This window comes from Delftia sp. RIT313 (genome assembly GCF_000632165.1).
In the GTDB taxonomy this organism is placed as follows: Bacteria; Pseudomonadota; Gammaproteobacteria; order Burkholderiales; family Burkholderiaceae_C; genus Comamonas; species Comamonas acidovorans.
The window spans coordinates 44,891-53,102 of the sequence record NZ_JFYT01000058.1 but is presented as its reverse complement, the minus strand read 5'-3'; the positions used below and the strand labels follow the sequence as shown (position 1 = coordinate 53,102).

Annotated in this window: 11 protein-coding genes; all 11 read left to right on the top strand. The window is 64.4% G+C overall.

The features are described 5' to 3' along the window. The first annotated feature begins 75 nt into the window (after nt 1-75). The 11 genes from BW39_RS18275 to BW39_RS18230 all read left to right on the top strand — a co-directional run bounded on the left by BW39_RS18275 (nt 76) and on the right by BW39_RS18230 (nt 8,187). Nucleotides 76-651: a P27 family phage terminase small subunit gene (locus tag BW39_RS18275; protein ID WP_081816242.1), complete on the top strand. Its 576-nt coding sequence runs from the start codon at nt 76-78 to the stop codon at nt 649-651. A 5-nt stretch (nt 652-656) separates the two neighbouring features. Continuing rightward, nucleotides 657-2,498 carry a terminase large subunit gene (locus BW39_RS18270; RefSeq protein WP_043823527.1) on the top strand — a complete coding sequence of 614 codons (1,842 nt, stop codon included), beginning with the start codon at nt 657-659 and terminating at the stop codon, nt 2,496-2,498. Then, entirely contained in the window at nt 2,495-3,745 is a 1,251-nt protein-coding gene (locus BW39_RS18265) for a phage portal protein (RefSeq protein ID WP_235264231.1), read from the top strand. The genes BW39_RS18270 and BW39_RS18265 overlap by 4 nt, the downstream gene beginning before the upstream one ends. Further along, complete coding sequence (locus tag BW39_RS18260; protein WP_043823523.1) at nt 3,745-4,383, top strand: HK97 family phage prohead protease; 639 nt, start codon at nt 3,745-3,747, stop codon at nt 4,381-4,383. The genes BW39_RS18265 and BW39_RS18260 overlap by 1 nt, the downstream gene beginning before the upstream one ends. Before the next feature lie 3 nt (nt 4,384-4,386). Beyond that, nucleotides 4,387-5,793 carry a phage major capsid protein gene (locus BW39_RS18255; protein WP_235264230.1) on the top strand — a complete coding sequence of 469 codons (1,407 nt, stop codon included), beginning with the start codon at nt 4,387-4,389 and terminating at the stop codon, nt 5,791-5,793. Nucleotides 5,794-5,860: 67 nt separating this feature from the next. Beyond that, nucleotides 5,861-6,301: a hypothetical protein gene (locus BW39_RS31150; RefSeq protein WP_152547266.1), complete on the top strand. Its 441-nt coding sequence runs from the start codon at nt 5,861-5,863 to the stop codon at nt 6,299-6,301. Nucleotides 6,302-6,303: 2 nt separating this feature from the next. After that, nucleotides 6,304-6,651 (top strand): head-tail connector protein, encoded by a 348-nt coding sequence (locus BW39_RS18250; RefSeq protein WP_043823522.1) that lies wholly within the window; start codon nt 6,304-6,306, stop codon nt 6,649-6,651. Nucleotide 6,652: 1 nt separating this feature from the next. Next, a complete protein-coding gene (locus BW39_RS18245; protein WP_043823520.1) occupies nt 6,653-6,991 on the top strand; it encodes a head-tail adaptor protein in 339 nt (112 codons plus the stop codon). Then, the gene (locus BW39_RS18240) at nt 6,984-7,616 is read left to right on the top strand and encodes an HK97-gp10 family putative phage morphogenesis protein (protein WP_043823516.1); all 633 of its coding nucleotides are present in this window, start codon (nt 6,984-6,986) and stop codon (nt 7,614-7,616) included. The genes BW39_RS18245 and BW39_RS18240 overlap by 8 nt, the downstream gene beginning before the upstream one ends. Then, nucleotides 7,613-8,008, top strand: a complete 396-nt coding sequence (locus BW39_RS18235) for a hypothetical protein (protein WP_152547265.1) — start codon at nt 7,613-7,615, stop codon at nt 8,006-8,008. The genes BW39_RS18240 and BW39_RS18235 overlap by 4 nt, the downstream gene beginning before the upstream one ends. Continuing rightward, nucleotides 8,005-8,187, top strand: a complete 183-nt coding sequence (locus BW39_RS18230) for a hypothetical protein (protein WP_043823513.1) — start codon at nt 8,005-8,007, stop codon at nt 8,185-8,187. Before BW39_RS18235 ends, BW39_RS18230 begins: the two co-directional genes overlap by 4 nt. Nucleotides 8,188-8,212: the final 25 nt, after the last annotated feature.

Here is an 8,212-nt window from a genome sequence, read left to right as displayed (position 1 = left end):
TTTGTGTGGAAACCGACCGCTCCGTGGAATTTTTGCACGCGCAGGTTTCGGGGGGTGGGGGGTAGGAGGTAGACCATGGGACGACGAGGCCCGGCCGCGAAGCCGGTGGAGCTGAAAGTGCTGGAAGGCAACCGGGGCAAGCGCCCGATGTCGGTGAACCTGGACAGCACTTTCCGGCCAGAGGCGGGAATGCCGCCAGTGCCGAAGGGCCTGAGCCCTGGCGCGCGCAAGGTGTGGAAGCGCCTGGGCGCAGAGCTGCTCCGCTACAACCTGATATCGGTTGTGTATTCGGACATCTTTGAGGAGCTGTGCGAAACCGTTTCCGATGTGAAGGAACTGCGCCATTCGCTGCGCGCCCGCCAGAACCTGCTGCGGGCCGAAGGCAAAGACCCGATGGGTGCCTTCGAGGTGACCAGCCCGAACGGGATGCCCATGCAGCACCCCCGTTATCAGATCCTCAAAAGCGAACGGCAAATGATGCTGTCGCTGCTGGCCAAGTTCGGCCTGAGCCCGGCCGAGCAGGCCAATGTGACAACCGCCATCCGCGCGCAGCTGCAGCTCTTCGAGGGCGATGCACCGAAGGATGAGCAATCCCCGGCTGCGCCCGCTGCCGCCCCGGCCTCTCCGAGAGGGTTCACCGACTTCGACTAGCTGCCATGACCCGACCTCACGCCGAGTATTTCGAGCGCGCCAAGGCCTACGCCAAGCGCGTGACCGAAGGGCGAGAGGTCGCGGGGAAGTATGAGCGGCTGGCTTGCAAGCGGTTTCTGCGCGATCTGGAACGACAGGGCGCGGCTGGCTTTCCTTATGTCGTGAATGTGCGCCTGGGTGGCCGCGCGTGCCAGTTTCAGGAACTGCTTTGCCATATCAAAGGCGAGTGGGCCAAGCCAGTCTATGAAGACGGCATGGTGCGCTACGCAAAGATCCGCCTGGAGGACTGGCAGATCTTCTGCGAGTTCAACCTGTTTTGTTGGATTCATCGGCCGTGGACTGAGGCTGAGATGCAGGCGCACCGCGTTGCTGCTGTGAGCGAAGGTCTCGACGCTGAGCAGGTCGAAATGCGCATGCAGGTCGAGCGCGGGAAAGTGGGCAAGCGCCGGTTTCGCCGAAGCTATGAAGAGGTGGCGCGCAAGAATGCGAAGAGCACGCGCGCTGCCGGCCGTTGCCTGTACCTCGCCTTTGCGGACGATGAGCCCGGCGCACAGGTCTACAGCGCGGCGACGACTGGCGAGCAGGCCCGCGAAGTGTTCGATACGGCGCGCGAAATGGTGCTGCGTGACAGCGAGTTCCGCGAGCGCTTCGGCGTCACGGTGGGCCGCCACGACATCAGCTGCCCGAGTACGGCCAGCAGCTTCAAGATTCTGAATGCCGAGGCCAGCACGCAGGACGGCCTGAACGTGCACGGCGCGGCCGTGGATGAGGTGCACGCGCACAAGAAGCGCGACCTGTGGGATGTGATCGAGTCGGCGGACGGTGCCCGCAGTCAGCCGCTCATCTCGGCCATCACCACGGCCGGCAAGGACACGGGCGGCATCTGCTTCGAGCTTCGCAGCTACACCATCAAGGTGCTGGAGGGAACGCACGTCGATGAGACGTGGTTCGGGGTGATCTACACCATCGACGAGGGCGACGATTGGAAAGATCCGAAGGTCTGGCGCAAGGCGAATCCGAACCTGGGCATCAGCGCCAAGGTGGACAAGCTGGAGGCCACGAAAACCAAGGCGCTGGCGACACCCAGCAGCCGGGGCAATTTCCTGACCAAGCACCTGAACGTGTGGACAAATGCCGGCACCAACTGGATGGACATGGAGGCGTGGAATGCCTGTGCAGATACCTCCTTGCGGGAAGAGCAGTTCACCGATGAGGAGTGCTATGCGGCTTCCGACCTGGCAGAGAAAAACGACTTCGCGGCCAAGGTCAAGATTTTCCGGCGCGGCGAAATGTGGTTCGTGTGCACACGTCTGTACTACAACCAAGTTGCGGTGCAGGAGAGCAAGACGGCGCAGCTGTCGGGCTGGGTGGAAGAAGGATGGATCAAGGTCAGCCCTGGCAACCTGACCGATTTCGACATGATCGCGGACGACCTCAAGGCCGACCGCGACATGCATGACTTGAAGGAAGCCGCATACGACCCGGCGCTGTCCAGCTACTGGGCGCGAAAGCTGATCGATGAGGGCCTGCCCATGGTCGAGATCACGCAGCGCAGCCTGTTTTTCACGCAGCCCCTGCAGGAGCTGGAAGCCCTGGTCCTGGCCGGCAAGGTGCGCCATGACGGCAATCCCTGCATGAGCTGGATGGTCAGCAACCTGGTGGTGCTGACCAGCAAATACAACGAGCTGAAAAGCCCGACCAAGAACCGCAAGGAAGACAAGATCGACGGCGCCATTGCCATGCTGATGGCGTTCGGCCGTGCCTTGGCTCTTGCGGAACCTCAAACCGATAAGCGCCAGAAAGCCAAGGCTTTCTGGGCGTCATTTGCAGAAGCGAACAGCACATGAGCCCAATCCGAAAAGCGGTGCTCGGGGCGATGGCCTGGGCGCTCAAGGGCACCGACCTGACCCTGACCAACCCGCAGGGCTGGAATGTCCTGGGCGTAGGTCCGACCTGGGCAAAGGTGCCCGTGGGCGAGTTGACGCAGTTGAAGATCACTGCGTCATGGTCTGCGATCCGGCTGATTGCCGAGACCGTGGGCACCATCCCGCTGCACCTTTACCGCACTACACAGAAGGGGCGGGAGCGGGCCAAGGATGACGCGCGCTACACGCTGGTGCACGACCAGCCCTGTGACTACATGACGGCCCCCGAGTGGAAGGAAGCCATGGTGGTGAGCCTTGCCACCATGGGCCAGTCCTACAACCCGGTGGACCGCATGGAGTCCACGGGGCGCATCCTGCAGATCCAGCCGGTGCACAAGTCCCGAGTACAGCCCGAGGTGCAGCAGGACGGGTCAATCGTCTACTGGCTCACCGACCGCCAGGGCCGGCGCATCAAGCGCCGGCGCGAGGACGTGATGCCCATCCGGGGCTTCGGCGGTGTGGGCGATCTGGAGGGCTATGCCCCGCACCAACTGCACAGCAACAGCCTGGCCCTGGCCGTGGCGCTGGAAAAGTATGCGGCCGAGTTCTTCGGCAGCGGTGGCCGGCCCCAAGGCATCTTGAAGACCACGGCGGACTTTGGCGAACAGCAGCGCGATCAGATCCGCGCGGGCTTCGCGCAGTACCTCAAGGAGTCGCGGGACAAGGGCGAGCTGCCGGTGCTGGACGGTGAGACCGACTATCTGGCCATCAGCACCCCGAACAACGATGCTCAGTTCATCGAGTCGCGCAAGCTGCAGATTGCCGAGGCGGCGCGCATCTACCGCGTGCCCCTGCACATGCTGATGGAGATGGATAAGGCCAGCTACGCCAACACCGAGCAGGCCAACAAGCATTTCCTGGATTACACGCTGATGGCGTACCTGGTGCGGATCGAGGCCGGGCTCAACAGCAGCCTGCTGACGCCCGCCGAGCGTCGCGCCGGCATGTATTTCCAGTTCGATGTACGGGGCCTGCTGCGCGGCGACAGCACGCAGCGCGGCGAGTACTACGTGAAGCTGCGCACGGCCGGTGCCATCACGCAAAACGAGATCCGCGAGCTGGAGGACATGCCGCTCATCGACGGCGCAGACGACTTGCATGTGCCGCTCAACATGGCCCCCTCGGACCTGCTGGGGGAGATCCTGACCCGAAACAAAGGAGGCGCCTGATGGACCGCCTGACCGCACCGATTGAAATCAAGGAAGCCAAGGCAGACGGCACGTTCACCGGCTATGCCGCCGTGTTCAACAACGTGGATCTGGGCCGGGACGTGATCATGCCCGGCGCATTCCGCGCGATGAAGGAAACGCGCGACGGCAAGGTGCGCATTGCCATGAACCACGACCTCAAGCGCCTGGCCGGCAAGGCCAAGTGCACGCAGGACGAACACGGCCTGAGGGTCGATGGCCAGCTCACCCTGGGTGTGAGCTATGTGCAGGACGCCTATGAGCTGATGAAAGCCGGCGTGCTCGATGGCCTGTCCGTGGGCTTCGACATCGTGCCAGGAGGCGCCACCTGGGAAGAGCGCGATGGTGACTATGTGCGAATCATCAAAGACGCGGTGCTTTGGGAATTCTCCCTGGTGCCGTTCGGCATGAACCCTGAAGCGCTGGTGGAGACCGTCAAGGCCGCCACCACGATTCGAGATTTCGAGGCGCAGCTGCGTGGCCTCGGATACAGCCAGCGCGAGGCCAAGGCCTTGGCTGCTGGCGGCTTTCAGTCGCTGGGCCGCCGGGACGGCGACCCGGACAGCGAGACGCTGGCAGACAACCTCAAGCAACTCACGCACGCATTTACCTGGAACTGAAACATGCACTGCATTACCCGAAAGCGCGTCACTTACGCATTCCTCGCTGTCCTGGCGATCCTGGCCGTTGCCAGCGCCCTGGGCGTTCCCATCGTTGCGCCCGATGCCTGGGCCGGTCTCGCTGCCGCTGGCTCCCTGCCTGTGGCCCTGACGGGTGAGGTGGGCGGCGATATCCGCAAGGCCATCGACCAACTGACCGACACTGCGAAGGCGGCCAAGGAAACCGTTGAGCAAGTCCGCAAGGCCCATACCGAGCTGGACGGCAAGGTGTCCAAACTGCATGACGAGATGAAGTCAGGCATGGTCGATGCCACCACCAAGGCCGCATTTCAGGATGCTGTCCAGAAGGTGGACAAGGTCGAGAAGGCTTTGGAAAAGGTCAACGACGAAGTGGCCGAGATCGCCAAGAAGGCCGCCAACCTGCTGGGCGGTGGCGGCGACCAGAAAAAGAGCCTGGGCCAGATCGTGGGCGAGTCCGAAGTTTGCAAGAGCTATCGCGGTGGCGTGGCCGAGCTGGCAACGATGAATGCGCCCCTGTTCGGCAAGGCCGCGATCACCAGCGGCCCGGCAAGCGCCGGTGCGCTGATCCTGCCGCACCAGGCTGGAATCGTCATGGGGCCTGATATGGCGCTGACGGTGCGCGATCTGTTCATGGCCGTGAGCATCGCTACAAACTCCGTCGAGTGGGTGCAGGAAAAGCTCTTTACGAACAATGCCGGCTCTCGCAATGGTGAAGGCAACGCGCTACCCGAATCCGGCCTGACGTTTGAGAAGAAAAGCTCGCCCGTCGAAAACATCGGCCACTGGATTCCCGCCAGCCGCCAGGTGCTGGCCGACGCGCCGCAGCTGCAGGGCCTGGTCGATGGCCGCATGCGCCAGGGCCTGAAGATCAAGGAAGACGCGCAACTGCTGTTTGGTGACGGCACCAATGGCAACCTGCTGGGCCTGACGCCGCAGGCCGTGGCATTCAGCGCTACCGGCATGCCTGCCGTGCCCTCGGGTGGTCCGGCCCATACCAAGCTGGACTATCTGCGCTGGGCCTTCCTGCAGGTTGCCAAGGCGCAGTATCCGGCCACCTTCGCGGTGCTGAGCCTCGAAGACTGGGCACTGATCCAGATGATGAAGACCAACGACGGCGCCTACATCTTCGGCACGCCCACGGATGGCGCCGCGCCGCGCGTGTGGGGCAAGACCGTGGTGGAGAGCCATGCCATGGCGGCCGATGACTTCCTGGCCGGCAGCGGCTTCGCGGCAACGATCTATGACCGTGAGGAGGTCAGCGTACGCGTGGCCGAGCAGCATGCGGACTTTGCGATCAAGGGCATGGTGGCCCTGATCGTGGAAGAGCGCCTCGGCTTCACGGTGGAGCGCCCCTCTGCCATCGTGGCGGGCCAGTTCCCCGCGCCGTAAACGTTCCCTCAACCCTCGGGCAAACGCCAGCCTTTGCGCTGGCGTTTGGCATTTTTGGAGAGAAAACATGGAAGTAGCAAAGACATTCGAGCGCGACGGCAAGCGCTACCGCCCGGGCGACCCGTTGCCCGAGGGCCTGGACGCCGTGACCCTCGCGCACTACAAGCGACACGGCATGGTCCGCGAACCTCGCGCCAAGACGCCAGGCCCAGCCGAGAAAAAGCCCGCTGGCCCTGCCAGCCCGCCCCAGACACCCACCCCTCGCCGCAACAGCTCGCCCAAGCCGGCGAATACGGCAGGCCTGCAAGCGGCAGGGCAGGGGGCTGCAACAGAAACCGCGCCGCCAGCGCCGCTTCCTCCCACTGATCCCACGCCGCCGGCAGATCAGCCGGCCGCCGCTGGCGACGGCGTGGCGACTGGCGTGGCGACTGGCGAGGCGGCGGGCATGCAAGAGGGCGGGGCAACACCAGTGGATGGGCCGGCAGCTCAAGAGCCCGCCAAGGAGTGAGCATGCCCAAGCCCCTGGTAAGCCTGGAGCAGGCAAAGGACCATCTCAGGGTGGTGTCCAGCCTGGAAGACGCTGACATTCAGCTCAAGCTGTCGGCGGCAACGGGAATGGCTGTCAGCTACCTGGACCGAGGGGTTTTCGCAGACCAGGCGGATCTTGATGAGGCCTTGGCCGCTGACACAGCCGGCCCGCTGCCAATGGTGTGCACGGACATGGTTCGCGCGGGCATTCTGCTGATCCTGGGCGACCTGTACACCAACCGTGAGGAGGTGGTCACGGGGACCATCGCAACACGGTTGCCCACAGGCGCCCGCGCATGTTTGCGGCCGTTGCGGCGCATGGGGTGCTGACATGCAGGCCGGCAAGCTCAATGAGCGGATCACTCTGCAGCGCCTGGCCATGGGCCAGGACAGCAGCGGCGGCATGGTGCGGCAGTGGGTGGATCTGGCAAAGGATCTGCCCGCCAGCCGGCGCGACTTCTCGGGCTCGGAGCGCCCCGCCACCGGCGCCGCTGGCGGCATCGTGGCAGTGGCCCGTACCGAGTTCACGATTCGCTGGATGCCCGGTATCGACACCACCATGCGGGTGCTGCATGAGGGCGAGTGTCACAACATCCAGCACGTCAACAACTTCGCAGGCCGGCGCGAATCGCTGATCCTGACCTGTGAAACGGGAGTCAACGATGGCTGACAAACCCGAGTTCACAGGCGTGCCCGACCTGACTGCAGCCTTCCGCGAAGTCCGCGAGGACATGGCGCAAAAAGTCTCGCGCCGCATGGTGGTCGCTGGCGGCAAGGTGATTACCAACCGTGCCAAAGCGATTGCCAAGGCAAACGGATCGGTGATCACCGGCGCCATGGTCGAGAACATCGCTATCAAGCGTGAGCCCAACGCCCCGGACGGGACCGCGCAGTATCACATCGGTGTGCGCCACGGCCGCGACCAGACCAAGCGCGTACAGGCCAAGGGGCAAAAGCGCCTGGTCGTGAGCCGGGGTCGCATCAAGGTGCGGCGCGACAACGACCCGTTCTATTGGCGCTGGGTCGAGACCGGCCGCCGTGTGGTGCCTGCATCGGTCAAGTCTGGCGTCACGACATACACGCAGCGGCTTCGCAATGGCCGCGTGGTAGTTCGCACGCGCAAGTACGAGGCCACAAGCCTGCGAGCGCGCCGGCGGGCGGCCTCGCAGGGCGTGGTCGGCCGCAAGCCGTTCATTGAGCCCGCACTGCAGCAGGAGCGTGACAACGCCATCACGGCCATGGACCAGGCGCTGCAGCGCTACCTGGCCAGCGAAAGAAAGAAGGGAGGCGCATGACTGCAGGCCCGAGCATCCATCAGCGTCTGCTGCCTGCTCTCAAAGCGGTGCTGGCCAATACCTGGTGGCTTGAGCTGCCGGCCCGCCCGACTTGGCCAGCGGCTGTTTTCAGCGTCGAGACGGCACCGGAGCCCGGATGGTGCGCCGGCGGCGGCTACGACGCACACGACGCCACGGTGATCGTGCTCAGCCGCAGCGCGGTCGAGCTGGACACCCTGCTGCCGACCAGCGGCGGCGGCAGCGTGCGCGCGGCTGTCGAGGCCATGGAGCACTACCAATGGGAAGTGGGCTGCGAGGACGCGGACTATGAAGACGATCCGCAGGTCTACGCCCGCGCCCTGATCGTGCGCTTGCGCACGCCCCGATTCACCACAGCAAAGGACACGCCATGACGGCAAAGAAAGACAAGGACGAGACAGTGCACACGTCTGCACCGGCCCCGCAGAGTACCAAGCCGGCGAAGCCCGCGCACCACCAGGCCACCACGCTGCCGCCCCGGGATGCGTTCCACGGCAAGGCGGGCCGCTACGTGCGCGATCCCGCTACCGGCCTGCGCGTGCCGCAGGACTGATCGCAGGCCCTATCCCTCAACCTCT

Coding starts and splice junctions, on each gene's coding strand:
- BW39_RS18240 (WP_043823516.1), top strand. CDS start 6,984: ATGGCTGACAAACCCGAGTTCACAGGCGTGCCCGACCTGACTGCAGCC.
- BW39_RS18245 (WP_043823520.1), top strand. CDS start 6,653: ATGCAGGCCGGCAAGCTCAATGAGCGGATCACTCTGCAGCGCCTGGCC.
- BW39_RS18255 (WP_235264230.1), top strand. CDS start 4,387: ATGCACTGCATTACCCGAAAGCGCGTCACTTACGCATTCCTCGCTGTC.
- BW39_RS18235 (WP_152547265.1), top strand. CDS start 7,613: ATGACTGCAGGCCCGAGCATCCATCAGCGTCTGCTGCCTGCTCTCAAA.
- BW39_RS18265 (WP_235264231.1), top strand. CDS start 2,495: ATGAGCCCAATCCGAAAAGCGGTGCTCGGGGCGATGGCCTGGGCGCTC.
- BW39_RS31150 (WP_152547266.1), top strand. CDS start 5,861: ATGGAAGTAGCAAAGACATTCGAGCGCGACGGCAAGCGCTACCGCCCG.
- BW39_RS18270 (WP_043823527.1), top strand. CDS start 657: ATGACCCGACCTCACGCCGAGTATTTCGAGCGCGCCAAGGCCTACGCC.
- BW39_RS18275 (WP_081816242.1), top strand. CDS start 76: ATGGGACGACGAGGCCCGGCCGCGAAGCCGGTGGAGCTGAAAGTGCTG.
- BW39_RS18260 (WP_043823523.1), top strand. CDS start 3,745: ATGGACCGCCTGACCGCACCGATTGAAATCAAGGAAGCCAAGGCAGAC.
- BW39_RS18250 (WP_043823522.1), top strand. CDS start 6,304: ATGCCCAAGCCCCTGGTAAGCCTGGAGCAGGCAAAGGACCATCTCAGG.
- BW39_RS18230 (WP_043823513.1), top strand. CDS start 8,005: ATGACGGCAAAGAAAGACAAGGACGAGACAGTGCACACGTCTGCACCG.